This is a genomic window from Streptomyces sp. Qhu_M48 (assembly GCF_051305195.1).
Classification (GTDB): Bacteria; Actinomycetota; Actinomycetes; order Streptomycetales; family Streptomycetaceae; genus Streptomyces.
This window is the reverse complement of record NZ_CP195432.1, coordinates 3903367-3920013: the sequence shown is the minus strand read 5'-3', so window position 1 is coordinate 3920013 and position 16647 is coordinate 3903367. Positions and strand designations below refer to the sequence as shown.

Below are 16647 nucleotides of genomic sequence, written 5' to 3'. Positions count from 1 at the left end.
CTGTGCGCGGATCCCGCCTCACCGGGGAAGCCTTGTCCGTCGCCGGGTGATCACGGTGAGGTGAGGCAGTGCGCGTCGTCCCGGGGATCGGGGGCGACGGGCCGACCACAGCCTCGCCGCCCCTCAAGACTTCGATGCCCGGAGCCTTCGATGAACCTGGCGACTTCGATGAGGAGACTTCGATGACCCTGTCGCTCGCCGCCGTCCTGGCCGAGTCCGCCCACCGCCACGCCGACCGCGTCGCCGTCGTGGACGGCGGAGTCCGGATCACCTACGCGCGGCTCTGGGCCGAAGCCCTGGCGCAGGCCGGAGCCCTGCGTGGCCTCGGCATCGGGCAGGGGGACCGCGTGGCGCTCATGATGCCCAACTGCGCGGGATTTCCCAGGAGTTACTACGCCATCCTGGCGACGGGCGCGGTCGTGGTACCTGTCCATCTCCTCCTCACCGCCGACGAGATCGCGTACGTGCTCCGCGACGCCGACGTGCGCCTCCTCGTCTGCGCCGAGGGGCTCATGGAGACCGGCGCCGCCGCCGCTGCCACCGCCGGTGTTCCCGTGATCGGCGCGCGGACGGTCGAGGGGTCCGCGTCGGAAGCCTGGGTGGACACCCTGGAGGCGGTCGCGGGGGCGGTGGGGCCCCTTACCTCGTACGAGAGCACCGATCCCGGCGACCCGGCGGTGATCTTCTACACGAGCGGGACCACGGGACGGCCCAAGGGGGCGATCCTGACGCATCTGAACCTCGTCATGAACGCGACGGTCAACGCCTTCGACGTCATCGACCTGAGCCGCGAGGACGTGGCCCTCGGCTGTCTCCCGCTCTTCCACACCTTCGGCCAGTCCGTGTCGATGAACGCCCTCTTCCGTATCGGCGGCACGCTGGTGATGCAGACCCGCTTCGATCCGCACCGGGCACTCGACCTGATGGTCGAGGAGGGCGTCACGGTGTTCCACGGCGTCCCCACGATGTACGTCGCACTGCTCGCGGCGGCCCGCGCGCGACCCTCCTCGACCCTGCCCAAGCCCCGGTACTGCGTGTCGGGCGGAGCGCCGCTGCCCGTCTCGGTCCACCGGGAGGCCGCCGAGGTGTTCGGCGCGCAGATCCTGGAGGGGTACGGGCTCTCGGAGACCTCGCCCAGCGCCACCGTGCACCACCCCGGGTTCGGGGTGCTGCCCGGCACCGTCGGTCACCCCGTGTGGGGCGTGGACGTCGGCATCGCGCGCGCGGACGTCGAGGACTCGGTCGAGCTGCTGCCCGCCGGCGTGCTCGGGGAGATCGTCGTACGGGGCCACAACGTCTTCGCGGGCTACTTCGGCCGCCCGGAGGAGACGGCGAAAGCCCTGGTGGACGGCTGGTTCAGGACCGGCGACCTGGGCACCAAGGACTCCGACGGCTTCGTCAGCGTCGTCGACCGGAAGAAGGACCTCGTGATCCGGGGCGGCTTCAACATCTACCCGCGGGAGGTGGAGGAGGTCCTCCTCGACCACCCGTCGGTGGCCGAGGTGGCCGTGATCGGGCTCCCGCACCCGGCGCACGGCGAGGAGGTGTGCGCCGTCGTGGTCCCGACGACGGGTGAGGCCGGCCCTCCGGACGGCGCCGTCGCGTTCTCGGAGGACGAGCTCCGGGACTGGTCGCGTACGAGGCTCGGCAGGCACAAGTACCCCCGGATCGTGGTGCGCACGGACTCGATGCCGCTCGGCCCGAGCCACAAGGTCCTGAAGAGGGAACTGAGGCAGCGGTACGCCCACCTCGCGGCCACGGCAGACGCCGAGGCCGTCGACACCGGCGGGGCGGAGGCCGCGCCGTCCGGGGCGAAAGGCATCACCGGGACGGAGGGCACGGCCTGGGCCGAGGGCACCACCGGGGCCGCGGGCGGCCCGGTCACAGGCTGAGCGCGTCCTCGGCGTTGTCCATCCAGGCGGTGACGGAGTTGCCGGTGGAGACGTTGAGGCCGGGTGTCGAGGCCTTGAGCGGCACCTGCTTCAGGTCGGACTCGGTGCTCATGGTCATCGCGATCGAGGAGACCGTCTTGCTCTTGGAGTCCTTCAGGCCGCCCATGAGCCCCGCGTAGGCGGACTGGCCCGGTGCGAGCCGGATGGCCTCCTCGATGCCGGGGGCCGTGCCGCGTTCCGTCGCCCGCCCGTCGAGGTCGCCGAAGGTCACGACGGGGTGGCCGAGCACCCGGCACGGCTTGCCGGTCCTGTTGGTGATCTTCAACAGGTAGCTGCTGGTGGTGGGCTCGGCCAGGCTCGCGGTGAACGTCACGTCGTAGGTGCTGCAAGGGAAGACGTCGTAGTCCGGATCGGTCGACGGCGAGACCGGCTTGGCAGACGTCGGCTTGGCGGGAGCCGTCGGCTTGGCAGGCGTCGGCTTGGCTGTCGTCGTCGGTGTGAGGGGCTTCGGCGGCTTGACGGGCGTGGACGGGGAGAGGGACGCGGAGGGCGTCGCGGTCGGCACCTCGGTCCCACCCGCGGCGCCGTCCTCGGAGGGCCCACAGCCGGTCAGGGTAACTGCGGACACGGCGACGAGGACGACGACGGCTCTGCGAACGGCGCTCATGGTGGTACTCCCCCCGATGACAGCGCACGAACCGCGCTGTGGTGGGACCAGCTTCGCGCGCGTGCTTCACGGTTCGGTGACAACGTCTTGCCGAATCCACCACGGTTCGTCCCAGGGCTCCCGTAGGAGTTCCCGTGTGAGCGCCCCGGTACCCCGGAAGGATTCGGGGCCCTTCCTCAGTCACTGATGAGGGCGTCCACGATCGCTCTGGGCGACGCGCCCGGCCCGCTCGGGTGTCCAGTGGGCCGGCTCCTCGATGGTGGAGACGTAGGAGCCGCGGGTCACCAGGGAGAGCATGCCGGCGGCGAGGGCCGCGTCCGGGACTCCCGCGGCGAGGGCCGCGTCCGGGACTCCCGCGGCGAGGGCCGCGTCCGGGACTCCCGCGGCGAGGGACGCGTCGAAGAACTCGGAGCGCGCCTCGCGCGGCTCGACGCGGTCGACGCCGCCCGGGTCGGCGGACGCCGTCGAGAGCATCTCGATCCAGAGCGTGCGCAGCAGGAGCTCCTCGGGCTTGCATCTGATGAGCCAACGCGTCAAGAGCACGACGTGACCGTCTCACAGAAGCGGAGCACCACCATGTCCTTCACTCCCGCCCTCGACTTCGCGTTCGAGATCAGGGCCGAGGTGTCCGAGACACTGCACATCGGCCACGGTGACGGAGAGGTCACCGAGTTCACCCCCATCACCGGGGGCAGCGTGAGCGGGCCCCGCCTGCGCGGAGAGGTCCTTCCCGGCGGCGGCGACTGGAGCAGCACCCGCGGGGAGGTCTGCGAGCTGGAGGCCCGTCATCTCCTCCGGCCGGAGGACGGCGCCGTGATCGACATCGTCAATCGCGGCTACTACCGCCCCGAGGCCGACACCCCGGACCAGTTCGACGGAGAGGTGCGGGGCTCCGAGGCCGGGCACTACTACCGCACCTCGCCGGTCTTCCGCACGGACGCCCCCGCCCACCGCCGGCTCGCGGAGACCGTCTTCGTCGGGCTCGCCCGCCCGGACGGGGACGATGCCGTCGTCATCCGCGTGTACGCGCTCGCGTCGCGGCGTCGCGGCCCGCGCGGCGACTGCGCGGGCCATCGCGTGACCGTGGCCACGTCTCCGGCTAGGACAGGGACCGCCACGCCACGATCAGCCCCTCCCGGAGCACGCCGACCTGCTCGGCGCTCAGGTCGGCGACCATGCGTTCCTCGAGACGGCGGGCCGGTCCGGCGTACTCGGCGAGCAGTCGCCGCCCCGGGTCGCTCAGCAGGATGAGGCGTTCGCGGCGGTTGGCGGGATTGGGCTCGCGGCGAATCAGGTCGCGACCCTCCAGCGTCCGGACCATGTCGGCCATCGACTGGGCGGTGACGAAGGAGTCACGGGCGAGCTGCGCGGCGGAGACGCCGTCGCGCCGCTCCAACACCGTCAGAGCGGTGTACTGCAGCGCCGTGATCCCGGCGGGCTTGAGCAGTTCGTCGAGGCGGGCGCGCACCGCCAGCTCCGTCCTCTTCAGCAGGTAGAGCAGCGAGGTGCTCACGTCGGTCCTCCCGGGTGGTCGTCCGCTCGGGGGGCCCACGAAGCCCCCGGCAGGTGCCGCCGCCCCGGCGGCACCTCCTCACAGTAGGCCATTGACAGGAATCCTGTTGATTGCACAGACTGATGTTCATCAGGATTCCTGTCGAACGCGGCCAAACCGGCGCCCTCGGCACGCCCCCTTTCACACCTTTCACCCCTTACGAGAGGCACCTCTCATGGATCTTCAGGGCAAGGTCGCCGTCGTCACCGGCAGCGGACGCGGTCTCGGCCTGGCATACGCGCAGGCGCTCGCCGCGGCCGGCGCCGCCGTCGTCGTCAACGACGTCGACCGGGCCGTCGTCGACGCCGCCGTCGCCTCGATCACCTCCGAGGGCGGCACGGCCACCGGCGTCGTCGCGGCGGTGGGCGACAGCGAGACGGCGCGGCAGCTGGTGGACGCCGCGGTGCGGGAGTACGGACACCTGGACGTGCTCGTCACCAACGCCGGCATCCTGCGCGACCGCGTCCTCTGGAAGATGACCGACGACGACTTCGACGACGTCGTCCGCGTCCACCTCCGCGGCACCTTCACCTGCGCCCGCGCGGCGGCCGTCCGCATGCGCGAGCAGGGCACCGGCGGCCGCCTCGTCCTCATCTCCTCCCCCGCCGGGCAGCGCGGCAACTTCGGCCAGACCAACTACGCCGCCGCAAAGGCCGGCATCGTCGCGATGGCACGCACCTGGGCCATGGAGCTGGGCCGCGCGGGCATCACCGTCAACGCCGTCGTCCCCGTCGCCGCCACCGAGATGACCAGGACCGTCCCGGCGTTCGCGCCCGCGATCGAGAAGTCCGAGCAGACCGGCGAGCCGCTGCCGGACCGGCTGCGCAAGGGCGAGGGCCTCGGCACCGTCGAGGACGTCGCCGCCCTGATCACGTTCCTGGCCTCGGACGACTCCGACGGGGTGACCGGGCAGGCGATCGGCATCGGCGGCGACCGGCTGGCCCTGTGGGCGCACCCCAAGGAGAAGGCGGTCGCGTTCGCCGACGGCGGCTGGAGCGCCGGGGCCATCGCCGCCGAGTGGCCGGGTGGCGTCGGAGCCGAGCCCGAGACCTACGGCATCCCCGCGCCGCAGGCCCCGGAGGCGTGACATGGCCGACCTCTCGCTCGACCTCGACCTCGACCGGATCACCGCGATCGACGTCCACACGCACGCGGAGGTGTCCAAGGACGGCCACGGGGCCCTGAGCCCGGAGCTGTTCGGAGCCTCCGAGAAGTACTTCAAGGCCCACGGCCACCGGCAGCCGACCATCGAGGAGATGGCCGAGCACTACCGGGAGCGCCGCATGGCGGCGGTGGTGTTCACCGTCGACGCCGAGCACGCCACCGGCCACGCGCGGATCTCCAACGAGGAGATCGCCGAGAGCTGCGCCGCCCACGCCGACGTGCTGATCCCCTTCGCGAGCGTCGACCCGCACAAGGGCCGCGCGGGCGTGCGCGAAGCCCGGCGGCTGGTCGAGGAGTACGGCGTCCGCGGCTTCAAGTTCCACCCGAGCATCCAGGCGTTCTTCCCGAACGACCCGCTCGCCTTCCCGCTGTACGAGGCCATCGAGGAACTCGGCGTGCCCGCCCTCTTCCACACCGGCCAGACCGGGATCGGCGCCGGTGTCCCGGGCGGCGGGGGCGTCCGGCTGAAGTACTCGGACCCCATGCTGGTCGACGACGTCGCCGTCGACTTCCCCGAGCTGCGGATCATCCTCGCCCACCCCTCCTTCCCCTGGCAGGACGAGGCCCTGGCGGTGGCCACCCACAAGCCGTACGTGTACATCGATCTGTCCGGCTGGTCCCCGAAGTACTTCCCGCCGCAGCTCGTCCGCTACGCCAACACCCTGCTCCAGGACAAGGTCCTCTTCGGCTCCGACTACCCCGTCATCACCCCCGACCGGTGGCTCGCCGACTTCGAGAAGCTCGACATCAGGCCCGAGGTCCGGCCCAAGATCCTGAAGGAGAACGCCGCCCGCCTGCTCGGCCTCCGCACCGACTGAAGGAACCGCTCGTGTTGAACCAAGGCATCGGCTCCTGGCCGGCACGCAGGGCCCGCAAGACCCCCGACCGGATCGCCGTCGTCCACGACGGCCGTGCCCTGACCTACCGCGAGCTGAACGGGCGGGTCCGGCGCCTCGCCCACGCCCTGCGCGCGCTGGGTGTGGCGCGGGGAGACCGGATCGCCTACCTCGGCCCCAACCATCCGGCCTTCCTGGAGGCCCTGTTCGCCGCCGGGACGCTGGGGGCGGTCTTCGTCCCGCTCAACACGCGGCTGGCGGCTCCGGAACTCGCGTACAACCTGACCGACTCGGGCAGCACCGTCCTCCTGTACGCGCCCGAGCAGACCGAGGTCGCCGGAACCGCGGCGGCCGAGGCGGGGGTTCGGCACCGGATCGCGGTCGCCGGCCCCGGCCAGGACGGAGCCCTCGACTACGAGACGCTGCTCGCCGACGCCGGGACCGGTCCGCTGGACGAGGCCGTGGCGCCCGGGGACCCGTGCATGATCATGTACACCTCCGGCACCACCGGCCGTCCCAAGGGCGCCGTCCTCTCCCACGCCAACATCACCTGGAACAGCGTCAACGTCCTCGTCGACACCGATCTGGCCGGCGACGAGGTGACCCTCGTCGTGGCCCCGCTGTTCCACACCGCCGGCCTCAACATGACCTGCCTGCCGACCCTGCTCAAGGGCGGCCGGGTCGTTCTCCTCGGCGCGTTCGACGCCGACCGCGTCCTGGAACTGATCGAGGACCTGCGCGTGACGTACATGTTCGGCGTCCCCACCATGTACGACGCCATGGCCGCCCGCCCCGGCTGGGAGACCGCCGACCTGTCCAGTCTGCGTACCCTCAACTGCGGCGGCGCTCCCGTGCCCGCCCGCACCATCGCCGCGTACCTCGACCGCGGCCTGGCCTTCAGCCAGGGCTACGGCATGACCGAGGCCTCCCCCGGGGTCCTCTTCCTCGACCGGGAGCAGACCTCGGCCAAGGCGGGCTCCGCCGGGGTGCCGCACTTCTTCACCGACACGCGCCTGGTCCTGCCGGACGGCAGCGAGGCCGCACCGGGACAGCGGGGGGAGATCCTGGTCCAGGGCCCCCACGTCATGACCGGCTACTGGGAACGGCCGGAGGACACCGACGCCGCCTTCGCGGACGGTCGCTGGCTGCGCACCGGTGACATCGCCAGGACGGACGGCGACGGGTACGCCTACATCGTCGACCGGGTCAAGGACATGTTCGTCTCGGGCGGGGAGAACGTGTACCCGGCCGAGGTGGAGGACGCGCTCCTCACCCATCCCGCCGTCGCCGAATGCGCGGTCATCGGCCTGCCCGACGCGGTCTGGGGAGAGGTCGGCCGCGCCGTCGTCGTCCTCAAGCCCGACGCTCACGCCGATGAGGACGGCATCCTCGGCCACCTTCGGGGCCTGCTGGCCAAGTACAAGATCCCCACGTCCCTCGTCGTGACCGAAGAGCTTCCCCGTACGGCCTCCGGAAAGATCATCAAACCCCTCGTGCGGGACACCTACGCGGCCGGTGCCTCCGAGCGCCCCCACCCGTGACCGACGTGCCGGCGGCACGCTCCCCGGGCCGCGCTCAGCGGCTCTCCCCACCGAAAGGTCTCTCCATGCCCACTCTCGCCCACGGCCTCGACGGACTCAGGGCCCTCAGCGGAACCGACCTCGGCCGCACCGCGTGGCACGAGATCACCCAGGACCGGGTGAACACCTTCGCCGACGCCACCGACGACCACCAGTGGATCCACACGGACCCCGAGAAGGCCCAGAAGGGGCCCTTCGGCGGCCCGATCGCCCACGGCTACCTCACCCTCTCGCTCATCATCCCGCTCTTCGGCGAGCTGCTGGAGATCAGCGGTACCAGGATGAGCGTCAACTACGGCCTGGAGAAGGTCCGTTTCCCCAGCCCCGTGCCGGTCGGCTCCAGGATCCGCCTGCACGGCGCCGTCGGCACGGTGGACAAGGTCGAGGGCGACGGCGTGCAGATGCCACTGACGTTCACCGTCGAGGTCGACGGCAGCTCGAAGCCGGCCTGCGTCGCCCGGGCCGTCTACCGCCACTACGCCTGACAGGTGCCGCCCACGCCGCCGGCCTCACCGGCCACGGCGTGGGCGGCACCTCTTGCTCCACCGGGGGCGGGTGCGGCCTCCTCACCGGTGAAACAACCGGACCCGGCCGTGGGACACCGACGGTCCGGACCCGTACACATGCCGGGGGCGGTACCGACCACACGGGCGGTACCGCCCCCGGCACTGCTCTGCCTCAACCCGCCCGGCCACAGCGCTCGTCGATCCCGGCGAGCGCGGCCCCGTGGCAACGGCCCCCGTGGACCTCGAAGGGCCCGACCCGGCGCGGGGCGCACGCCCCGCGCCCCGCCCTCCCGCCCCCGTCTCCGTCGGTCACCGTGGTCACGAGCCCGTGACAGCGTTCAGCTGCTCCTCCAGGGCCGCCAGGGTCCGGTAGCAGGCCAGTACCTGGGCGATGGAGGAGTTCGGCTCGCGGCCCTCACGGATCGCGGCGACGAACTCGCGGTCCTGGAGCTCGATGCCGTCCATCGACACGTCCACCCCGCTCACGTCGATCGGCTCGTCCTTGCCGGTGAAGAGGTCGTCGTACCGGGCGAGGTAGGTGCCGGTGTCGCCGATGTAGCGGAAGAACGTGCCCAGCGGCCCGTCGTTGTTGAACGACAGTGACAGGGTGCAGATGGCGCCGTTCCCCGCCCTCAGCTGGATCGACATGTCCATCGCGATGCCCAGCTCGGGGTGGATCGGACCCTGCACGACGTTGGCCTGCACGATCGGCGATCCGGTCTGGTACGCGAACAGGTCGACGGTGTGCGCGGCGTGGTGCCACAGCAGGTGGTCGGTCCAGGAGCGCGGCTGCCCGAGCGCGTTGAGGTTCTCGCGGCGGAAGAAGTACGTCTGCACGTCCATCTGCTGGATAGCGAACTCACCGGCCGCGATCCGCTGCCGCACCCACTGGTGGCTGGGGTTGAAGCGGCGGGTGTGGCCCACCATCGCGACGAGCCCGGTGCCCCGCTGCGCCGCCAGACACTCCTCGGCGTCCGCGAGGGAGGCGGCGAGCGGGATCTCCACCTGGACGTGCTTGCCCGCTTCGAGGCAGGCCAGCGTCTGCGCGGCGTGCATCGGGGTGGGCGTGGCGAGGACGACGGCGTCGACGTCGTCCCTCGCCAGCGCCTCGTCGAGGGAGGCGACGGCGCGCCCCACGCCATGCTCGGCGGCGAACTCCCGGGCGCGTTCGAGGGTGCTGGTCACCACGGCGGTCACCTCGACGCCCTCGATGCGCTTCAGCGCGGCCGCGTGCTTGGCACCGAAGGCACCACCGCCGACCAGGGCGATCCGTACGTTCCGTTCGTCCGTCATGTCACTCCTTCACGGCGGGCTCGTCGACCCGCGGGTGGTTTTCCAGGATCAGGTGTCCGACGGCGGTGTTGGACGCCGGCACATGGTAGAAGCGGTGCTTGACCTCGACCTCGCCGGAGCCGTCGACGTCGCTCATCGCGCCGCGGGCGATCAGCCACATGACCAGCTCGATCCCCTCGGAGCCGGCCTCCTCGACGTACTCCAGGTGGGGTGTCTCGGCCAGCCCGGCCGGGTCCTCGACCAGCCGGTCCAGGAACGCGTTGTCCCACTCCCGGTTGATCAGACCGGCGCGTGGCCCCTGGAGCTGGTGGCTCATGCCTCCGGTGCCCCACACCTGCACCTTCACCGGCCGGTCGTACGACTCGATCGCCCTGCGCAGGGCCTGGCCGAGCCTGAAGCACCGGGCGCCCGAGGGGACGGGGTACTGCACCACGTTGACGTGGAACGGGATGACCTTGCACGGCCACCGCTCGACGTCGCCGAACATCAGCGACAGCGGCACGGTGAGCCCGTGGTCGACCGTCATCTCGTTGACGAGTGTGAGGTCGAAGTCGTCCCGGATCAGCGAGTGCGCGATGTGCGCCGCCAGATCGGGGTCGCTCTCGATGCCGGGCACGGGGCGGGGCCCGTAGCCCTCGTCGGCGGTGGGGTAGGAGGCGCCGGTGCCGAGGACGAAGGTCGGGATCACCGACTGGTCGAAGGCGCTGGCGTGGTCGTTGTACACCAGGAAGACCACGTCGGGGACGTTCTCCCGCTGCCACCTCCTGGAGTACTCGTACCCCTCGAAGACCGGCCGCCAGTACGGCTCGTCGGTCTTGCCGTGGTCCAGTGCCGCGCCGATCGCCGGCACGTGCGAGGTGAAGACGGCGCCGGTGACCTCCGCGTGCACGGCCGGTGCCCCGATCGCGTGGGCCGCTTCGAGGACGGCGTGGTCGATCCGGTTCCCCTCGACCGAGCGGCCGCCGCGGACCATCATGTCGCGGTACTCCTGCTCGGTCATGCCCGTCATCGAGCCCGCCATCTGCTGGAACGAAAGCCCCAGCGTGGCGCCCCACTTCGCGAGGAAGTAGATGTTGCCGCCCTCGCGCATCGCCGCGTTGAGGTCGCGGTCGAGCAGCGCCTGCCTCTGCTCCTCCCGCAGCGGCCACGCGTTCAGGTAGGCGCGCTCGTCGGCGAGGTAGCTCGCGCGGTTCTCCGCCGTCATCAGCGACATGCAGAACTGGTTGAGGTGGTACCCCTTGGCCGATTGCTCGGAGTCGAAGACGGTCGTCCCCGGAACCAGCTTGTAGGTCTTGTCCAGCGACATGCTGGGGCTCCAATCGAGGGCGGATCAGGAGGCGTCGGGCCAGTACAGGCGCATCGGGTTGTCGACGAGCAGCTTGCGCCGGAGCTCCGGTGTCGGCGCGATGTGCGGGACGAAGTCGACGAGCAGGCCGTCGTCGGGCATGTGGCCGGTGAGGTTGGGGTGCGGCCAGTCGGTGCCCCACAGCACCCGGTCGGGGAACTCCTCGACCACGCGCCGCGCGAAGGGGACGACGTCGCGGTAGGCCGCCCGCTCCCCGTCGAGGGCCGGCGGACCGCTCACCGAGAGCCGCTCGGGGCACGTCACCTTGCACCAGATGTCCGGCCGGGCCCGCATGAGGTCCAGGAGCGCCTCGAAGTCGAGCCCTTCCGGGCTCTTCGTGGTGTCCGGGCGGCCCATGTGGTCGATGACCAGTGGGACCGGGATCGCCAGGAGGAAGTCCCGCAGGTCGGGGAGGTCCGCCGCCTCGAAGTAGACGACGACGTGCCAGCCGTACGGTGCGATCTTCTCGACGACGTCCCACAGGTCCTGCCGGGGTGCCGTGTCCACCAGCCGTCTGACGAAGTTGAACCGGACCCCGCGGACGCCCGCCTCGTGCAGGTCCCGCACCTGCGCGTCCGTGACGTCGGGCCGCAGCGTCGCCACGCCCCGGGCCAGCCCGCCGGAGGCCCGCAGGGCGTCGACCATGGCGGAGTTGTCGGCTCCGTGACAGGTCGCCTGCACCACGACGTTACGAGCGAAGCCGAGGTGGTCGCGGAGTGCGAAGAGCTGGTCCTTGGACGCGTCGCAGGGCGTGTACTTGCGCTCGGGGGCGTACGGGAACTCGGCGCCGGGGCCGAAGACATGGCAGTGAGCGTCGACGGCGCCCGCGGGGAGTTCGAACCGGGGCCGGCTCGGAGCGGCGTACCAGTCCAGCCAACCGGGGGTCTTCGGGAAGTCGGTCGTCATCGTCAGTCCTCGTACCGCAGTCCGAGCCCGGCCAGCGGGCCGCGCATGCCGTACATGTCCAGGCCGAGCCTTCCCGACCGGAACTGCGCGCGCTTGTCCTCCTCGGCGGCCTCACGGGCGGTCGCGGCGGCGGCCACACCGGCGGCTCGTTCGCGTGGCACCACGACGACACCGTCGGCATCCGCGACGACCACGTCACCCGGCCGCACCAGGGCGTTGCCGCAGACCACGGGCACGTTGACGGAGCCGAGAGTGGCCTTGACCGTGCCCTTGGCGTTGACCGCTCGGGAGAAGACCGGGAAGTCCATCCCCTCCAGGTCACCGACGTCACGCACACCGCCGTCGATGACCAGGCCACGGCAGCCCCGGGCGCGGAAGGAGGTGGCGAGCAACTCGCCGAAGAAGCCGTCCTCGCTCTCGGTCGTACAGGCCGCGACGACGACGTCGCCGTCCTGGATCTGCTCGGCGGCGACGTGCAGCATCCAGTTGTCGCCGGGCTGGAGCAGCACGGTGACTGCGGTGCCGCACATGCGTGCCTTCGGGTAGACCGGGCGCAGGTAGGGGCGCATGAGCCCGACCCGGCCCATGGCCTCGTGGATCGTCGCGACGCCGAACGCCGACAGCGCGGCGACGGCCTCGGGGTCGGCCCGGTCGACCTTGGTGTGGACGACGCCGATCTCGGTGTGTTCCATGGGTGCCTCTCCTGGGGTCAGCGGCCGGCCGTGGCGAGACGGGCGGCGAGTCGGGGGTAGACGCGCAGGGCGTTGCCGGAGTACACGGCGGCGCGGTCCTCGTCCGACAGGTGCGGGGTGGTGTCCACGTACCGCTTCGTGTCGTCGAAGTGGTGTCCGGTGCGTGGGTCGATGTCGCGGACCGCGCCGATCATCTCGCTGGCGAACAGGACCGATCTGCTGGGGATGACCCGGGTCAGCAGGTCGATACCGGGCTGGTGGTAGACGCAGGTGTCGAGGAAGACGTTGTCGAACAGCGTCTCCGGGTCCGGCCTGCCCAGCGCCATCGCCAGACCGCGGAACCGGCCCCAGTGGTACGGAACCGCCCCGCCGCCGTGCGGGATGACGAACCGCAGCGTCGGGAAGTCGGCGAACAGGTCCCCCTGGAGGAGCTGCATGAACGCCGTGGTGTCGGCGTTCAGGTAGTGCGCGCCGGTGGTGTGGAAGGCCGGGTTGCACGAGGTGCTGACATGGATCATCGCGGGGATGTCGTACGCGACCATCTCCTCGTAGAGGGGGTACCAGCTCCGGTCGGTCAGCGGCGGCGCGGTCCACCGGCCGCCCGACGGGTCGGGGTTGAGGTTGACGGTGACCGCGCCGAGCTCCTCGACCGCGCGGCGCAGCTCGGGCACGCTGGTCGCGGGGTCGGCGCCCGGGGACTGCGGCAGCATCGCGCCCATGGCGAACCGGTCGGGGTAGAGGGTGCCGACCCGGTGGACCAGGTCGTTGCAGATCCGCGCCCACACCGACGAGACGGTGAGGTCGCCGATGTGGTGGGCCATGAAGCTGGCGCGCGGCGAGAAGATGGTGAGATCGCTGCCGCGCTCGTCCATCAGGCGCAGCTGGTTGCCCTCGACCGCGGCGCGCAGGTCGTCGTCGCCGATGACCAGTTCGTCGGGGTCCGGGACGGGGCCGCGGCCTTCGGCCGCCGCGATCTGCCGGTCGCGCCACTCCGACAGCTGGGACGGTGCGGTGGTGAAGTGACCGTGACAGTCGATGATCATGGGAAGCCTCGCAATCGGCCGGGGCAGTGGACCTGGCCGCGGGTGGCCGGCCGGTGTACCGCTCGGCAGGGTCAGTGGTCGTGGTCGCGGGTGGGCCAGCCGGTGTACTGCTCGGCCAGGTAGGTGCGTCCGGCGCGGGTGCCCATCACGTTGTCGAGCTCGCCGAGCTGACGCCGCAGGTCGTACGCGGAGCCGCCGGGCACGGTGTGGAGCAGCTGGGTCATCCAGTACGAGAAGTTCTGCGCCCGCCAGATCCGCTGGAGGGCCCGCGGCTGGTAGTCGTCCAGGGCGGCCTCGCCCTCGCCGCCGAGGGCTCTCAGCAGCACGCCGGCGAGGACCTTCACGTCGTGCAGCGCCAGGTTGAGCCCGCGGGCACCGGTCGGTGGCACCGTGTGCGCGGCGTCCCCGGCGAGGGCCAGGGACCCCCAGCGCATCGGCTCCTGTACGAAGGAGCGGAACCGCAGCACCGTCTTCTCGGTGATCGGCCCCTCCTTCAGCCGGAAACCGTCCTCACCGGCCACCCGGGCCTGCAGGGTCTCCCAGACGCGGTCGTCGGACCAGGCGTCGACGGACTCGTCGGGGGCGCACTGGAAGTACATGCGCTGCACGGACTCGGTGCGCTGGCTGATCAGGGCGAAGCCGTGGTCGGAGTGGGCGTAGACCAGCTCGGGCGCGCTCATCGGTGCCTCGGCGAGGATGCCGAACCAGGCGAAGGGGTACTCCTTGCCGTACCGCGCCCTTCGGTTCTCCGGCACCAGGTCGCGGCACGTGCCGCGGGACCCGTCGGCGCCCACGACGTACCGGGCCCGGACCTCGTGGCGGGAGCCGTCGGGCGCGGTGTAGCGGACCCGGGGTGCGGTGGTCGTGATGTCGAGGACCTCGGTGTCGCGGACGCCGAAGTGGACCGTGCCACCGTCGCGTTCGCGGGCGTCGGCGAGGTCGATGAAGACGTCGGTCTGCGGGTAGAGCCACACGGACGCCCCGACGAGCTTCTTGAAGTCGACGCGGTACGGCCGCCCGGCCGAGCGCAGCTCGACGCCCTCGTGCTCGTGCCCGTCGCGCAGGATCCGGTCCGAGACCCCGGTGTCGATCAGGTCCCGGGCGGCATCGGCCTCCAGGATGCCGGCCCGCTGGGTCGTCTCGATCGCGTGACGGGTACGGGTGTCGACGACGACCGTCTCGACCCCGGCGCGGCCGAGCAGGTGCGCCAGCATGAGCCCGGCCGGCCCGGCACCGACCACCGCGACCGGAACCGTGGCGATGGAGTCGACGGGGGCGTCGGCCATGGCATCTCCCAAGCAGCTGTGAACGTTCGAACACCCCGAACGTTGACAGCCTCGACGGCGGCCGGTCAGCGCCGTTTCCGCCAGACGGAAGCCGGCCAGGACGTCACCCCGTGGTGCGGGTACGCCTGGCGAGCTCGTCCGAGATTCCGTACGCCGCCCGCAGGAGCGGCTCGCGCAGGCCGCGCACCCGGCTCGCGCCCTGCGCGGTGAACACGATCCCGAGCGCGGCGCTCACCGGCCCGGCCCGGCCGATGCGCACCGGCGCGGCCACCGCCATCGTGCTCTCCGAGAGCTGGCGGTCACTCACGAAGACCTGCTCACGCCGAATGCGGTCCAGTTCCGTCCGCAACGCCTTCGGGTCGGTGACGGTGTGCGGGGTCCACGCCCGCTGCGGCGCGTCGAGAACCTCCTCCTGGATGTCCCGCGGCGCGTGCGCCAGCAGTACCCGGCCCATGCCCGTGGACCCGATGGGGAAACGAGTTCCGACCATCGTCAGCAGCTGCACCGACCGGTGCCCGGCGATCCTCTCCACGAACACGAGCTCGGTACCCTCCCGCACCGCCAGCTGGACGTTCTCGTGGGTCACCTCGTAGAGGTCCTGCATGAACGGCAGTGCCACATCGCGCAGGATCTGCGTCCGGGGACAGCCCGAGGCGATCTCCCAGAGCCTCAACCCGACGTGCCACGACCCGTCCTCCGCGCGTTCCAGAGCCCCCCACGCCGCCAGTTCGGCCACCACGCGGTGCGTGGTGCTGAGGGCCAGTCCCGTCCGCTGGGCGACCTCCGACAGGGTCTGCGACGGGTGCTCGCGGTCGAAGGCCGAAAGGACCAGAAGGACCTTTCCGGCCGCTGTGCTCCGGGTTGCGCTCACGCGATCAGTCTCGCAGACCGGCGTTGAGCCCCCCGACCGCGCGCCGTACCATCTGCCGGACACCAAGGAGGAGACGTGGACCGAGAGATCTCTGGGCTGTCCTCGATGGCGACACGGCCCGTGCTGGCCGAGCTCACCGAACACATCCGGCTCACCCACGGCCTTCCCGTGCGTTTCGCTTCCGCCGGCGGGGTCGAGATCGCGAGGCGGGTGCGCGACGGCGCCGAGTCCGACGTGCTCGTCCTGGCCGACGGGGCGCTGGCCGAGCTGGCCGGCCAGGGGCACGTACTCGGCGACTCGGTACGCCCCCTGTGGGTCTCACAGGTCGTCGCCGCGGTGCCGGAGGGAACACCGGTCCCGGCTCTGCGCTCGGAATCCGATCTGCGGGCCGCGCTGTCGTCCGCGCGGAGGATCGTCTACTCGACAGGACCCAGTGGTGACGCCCTGATCGATCTGATCACCCGGCTGAACCTCGCGGACACCCTCCAGGACCGGCTCGTCCAGGCGTCACCAGGCGTACCGGCAGGCAGTCTGCTGTCACCGGGCCAGGCCGACCTGGCCTTTCAGCAGCACAGCGAGCTGATGGACCTGCCGGGCGTCGTCATCGCCGGTCCGCTGCCGGGCGGGAGCGCCATCAGCTCGACGTTCAGCGGAGGCGTACTGGCCGCCTCCTCCCAGCCGGGCCGTGCCCGCGCGGTCCTCGACCTCCTCGGCTCCGACGCGGCGACGAAGACCGCCCGCGCCAGGGGCATGCGGGCGGCTGGGGAGCTGTGACCCGAGCCGGGAGTCCGTCGCCCTAGGGGGGCGAGCCCCGCGCGCCGCGCGGGGAGCGAGATCCGGGCTCTCCGGTCCGTGGAAGACGAGCATCTCGTCGGCGTACGAGCGAGCGGAGAGCGGGGGTCGCCCGCCGGCGACCTTCCGCCTCAGCGCTTCTCGATCACCACGGACTCGACGACCACTGGGCCACCCGCTGCCGACGCCGCTGACCGGCACTCCGGACCGGCGGAGGAGATC

16 protein-coding genes and 1 pseudogene are annotated in these 16647 nt (G+C 71.5%); 7 read left to right on the top strand and 10 right to left on the bottom strand.

The window, feature by feature from the left end; genetic code table 11:
• The first annotated feature begins 182 nt into the window (after positions 1 to 182).
• Entirely contained in the window at positions 183 to 1892 is a 1710-nt protein-coding gene (locus tag ACRRSS_RS17900) for a long-chain-fatty-acid--CoA ligase (protein WP_435972132.1), read from the top strand.
• Here the strand turns inward: ACRRSS_RS17900 and ACRRSS_RS17895 are convergent.
• Positions 1882 to 2559: a DUF4232 domain-containing protein gene (locus ACRRSS_RS17895; protein WP_435972131.1), complete on the bottom strand. Its 678-nt coding sequence runs from the start codon at positions 2557 to 2559 to the stop codon at positions 1882 to 1884. The genes ACRRSS_RS17900 and ACRRSS_RS17895 overlap by 11 nt on opposite strands.
• Positions 2560 to 2739: 180 nt before the next feature.
• Positions 2740 to 3102, bottom strand: coding sequence for a hypothetical protein (locus ACRRSS_RS17890; protein WP_435972130.1), 363 nt, complete (start codon positions 3100 to 3102; stop codon positions 2740 to 2742).
• 33 nt (positions 3103 to 3135) lie between these two features.
• On the opposite strand from ACRRSS_RS17890, the pseudogene ACRRSS_RS17885 reads away from it, so the two are divergent.
• A pseudogene (locus ACRRSS_RS17885) lies at positions 3136 to 3528 on the top strand (DUF3237 domain-containing protein); the annotation flags it as partial.
• A gap of 130 nt (positions 3529 to 3658) precedes the next feature.
• On the opposite strand, the gene ACRRSS_RS17880 reads toward ACRRSS_RS17885, so the two are convergent.
• On the bottom strand, positions 3659 to 4072 hold the full coding sequence (locus ACRRSS_RS17880; RefSeq protein WP_435972129.1) for a MarR family winged helix-turn-helix transcriptional regulator: 414 nt from the start codon (positions 4070 to 4072) through the stop codon (positions 3659 to 3661).
• 214 nt (positions 4073 to 4286) lie between these two features.
• Between ACRRSS_RS17880 and ACRRSS_RS17875 the strand changes: the two genes are divergently transcribed.
• The 4 genes from ACRRSS_RS17875 (at position 4287) to ACRRSS_RS17860 (ending at position 8176) form a co-directional block, all read left to right on the top strand.
• Positions 4287 to 5198 carry an SDR family oxidoreductase gene (locus tag ACRRSS_RS17875; protein WP_435972128.1) on the top strand — a complete coding sequence of 304 codons (912 nt, stop codon included), beginning with the start codon at positions 4287 to 4289 and terminating at the stop codon, positions 5196 to 5198.
• Between the two features lies 1 nt (position 5199).
• Positions 5200 to 6093, top strand: a complete 894-nt coding sequence (locus ACRRSS_RS17870; RefSeq protein WP_435972127.1) for an amidohydrolase family protein — start codon at positions 5200 to 5202, stop codon at positions 6091 to 6093.
• Positions 6094 to 6104: 11 nt separating this feature from the next.
• On the top strand, positions 6105 to 7652 hold the full coding sequence (locus ACRRSS_RS17865) for an acyl-CoA synthetase (RefSeq protein WP_435972126.1): 1548 nt from the start codon (positions 6105 to 6107) through the stop codon (positions 7650 to 7652).
• Positions 7653 to 7717: 65 nt separating this feature from the next.
• The gene (locus ACRRSS_RS17860) at positions 7718 to 8176 is read left to right on the top strand and encodes a MaoC family dehydratase (RefSeq protein ID WP_435972125.1); all 459 of its coding nucleotides are present in this window, start codon (positions 7718 to 7720) and stop codon (positions 8174 to 8176) included.
• A gap of 339 nt (positions 8177 to 8515) precedes the next feature.
• Here the strand turns inward: ACRRSS_RS17860 and ACRRSS_RS17855 are convergent, their stop codons facing one another.
• The 7 genes from ACRRSS_RS17855 to ACRRSS_RS17825 form a co-directional block, all read right to left on the bottom strand.
• On the bottom strand, positions 8516 to 9490 hold the full coding sequence (locus ACRRSS_RS17855; RefSeq protein WP_435972124.1) for a Gfo/Idh/MocA family oxidoreductase: 975 nt from the start codon (positions 9488 to 9490) through the stop codon (positions 8516 to 8518).
• 1 nt (position 9491) lies between these two features.
• Entirely contained in the window at positions 9492 to 10796 is a 1305-nt protein-coding gene (gene ligA / locus ACRRSS_RS17850; protein WP_435972123.1) for a protocatechuate 4,5-dioxygenase subunit alpha, read from the bottom strand.
• A 24-nt stretch (positions 10797 to 10820) separates the two neighbouring features.
• Positions 10821 to 11741 (bottom strand): amidohydrolase family protein, encoded by a 921-nt coding sequence (locus tag ACRRSS_RS17845; protein WP_435972122.1) that lies wholly within the window; start codon positions 11739 to 11741, stop codon positions 10821 to 10823.
• A 2-nt stretch (positions 11742 to 11743) separates the two neighbouring features.
• Positions 11744 to 12433 carry a 4-carboxy-4-hydroxy-2-oxoadipate aldolase/oxaloacetate decarboxylase gene (gene ligK, locus ACRRSS_RS17840; protein WP_435972121.1) on the bottom strand — a complete coding sequence of 230 codons (690 nt, stop codon included), beginning with the start codon at positions 12431 to 12433 and terminating at the stop codon, positions 11744 to 11746.
• 17 nt (positions 12434 to 12450) lie between these two features.
• A complete protein-coding gene (locus ACRRSS_RS17835; protein ID WP_435972120.1) occupies positions 12451 to 13476 on the bottom strand; it encodes an amidohydrolase family protein in 1026 nt (341 codons plus the stop codon).
• Between the two features lie 71 nt (positions 13477 to 13547).
• The gene (locus ACRRSS_RS17830; RefSeq protein ID WP_435972119.1) at positions 13548 to 14762 is read right to left on the bottom strand and encodes a 4-hydroxybenzoate 3-monooxygenase; all 1215 of its coding nucleotides are present in this window, start codon (positions 14760 to 14762) and stop codon (positions 13548 to 13550) included.
• A 103-nt stretch (positions 14763 to 14865) separates the two neighbouring features.
• Entirely contained in the window at positions 14866 to 15633 is a 768-nt protein-coding gene (locus ACRRSS_RS17825; RefSeq protein WP_435972118.1) for an IclR family transcriptional regulator, read from the bottom strand.
• Positions 15634 to 15708: 75 nt separating this feature from the next.
• Here ACRRSS_RS17825 and ACRRSS_RS17820 point away from each other — a divergent pair, with 75 nt between their 5' ends.
• Positions 15709 to 16407 (top strand): substrate-binding domain-containing protein, encoded by a 699-nt coding sequence (locus ACRRSS_RS17820; RefSeq protein WP_435972117.1) that lies wholly within the window; start codon positions 15709 to 15711, stop codon positions 16405 to 16407.
• Positions 16408 to 16647: the final 240 nt, after the last annotated feature.

Coding starts and splice junctions, on each gene's coding strand:
- ACRRSS_RS17895 (WP_435972131.1), bottom strand. CDS start 2,559: ATGAGCGCCGTTCGCAGAGCCGTCGTCGTCCTCGTCGCCGTGTCCGCA.
- ACRRSS_RS17870 (WP_435972127.1), top strand. CDS start 5,200: ATGGCCGACCTCTCGCTCGACCTCGACCTCGACCGGATCACCGCGATC.
- ACRRSS_RS17845 (WP_435972122.1), bottom strand. CDS start 11,741: ATGACGACCGACTTCCCGAAGACCCCCGGTTGGCTGGACTGGTACGCC.
- ligA (WP_435972123.1), bottom strand. CDS start 10,796: ATGTCGCTGGACAAGACCTACAAGCTGGTTCCGGGGACGACCGTCTTC.
- ACRRSS_RS17875 (WP_435972128.1), top strand. CDS start 4,287: ATGGATCTTCAGGGCAAGGTCGCCGTCGTCACCGGCAGCGGACGCGGT.
- ACRRSS_RS17835 (WP_435972120.1), bottom strand. CDS start 13,476: ATGATCATCGACTGTCACGGTCACTTCACCACCGCACCGTCCCAGCTG.
- ACRRSS_RS17900 (WP_435972132.1), top strand. CDS start 183: ATGACCCTGTCGCTCGCCGCCGTCCTGGCCGAGTCCGCCCACCGCCAC.
- ACRRSS_RS17830 (WP_435972119.1), bottom strand. CDS start 14,762: ATGGCCGACGCCCCCGTCGACTCCATCGCCACGGTTCCGGTCGCGGTG.
- ACRRSS_RS17855 (WP_435972124.1), bottom strand. CDS start 9,490: ATGACGGACGAACGGAACGTACGGATCGCCCTGGTCGGCGGTGGTGCC.
- ACRRSS_RS17860 (WP_435972125.1), top strand. CDS start 7,718: ATGCCCACTCTCGCCCACGGCCTCGACGGACTCAGGGCCCTCAGCGGA.
- ligK (WP_435972121.1), bottom strand. CDS start 12,433: ATGGAACACACCGAGATCGGCGTCGTCCACACCAAGGTCGACCGGGCC.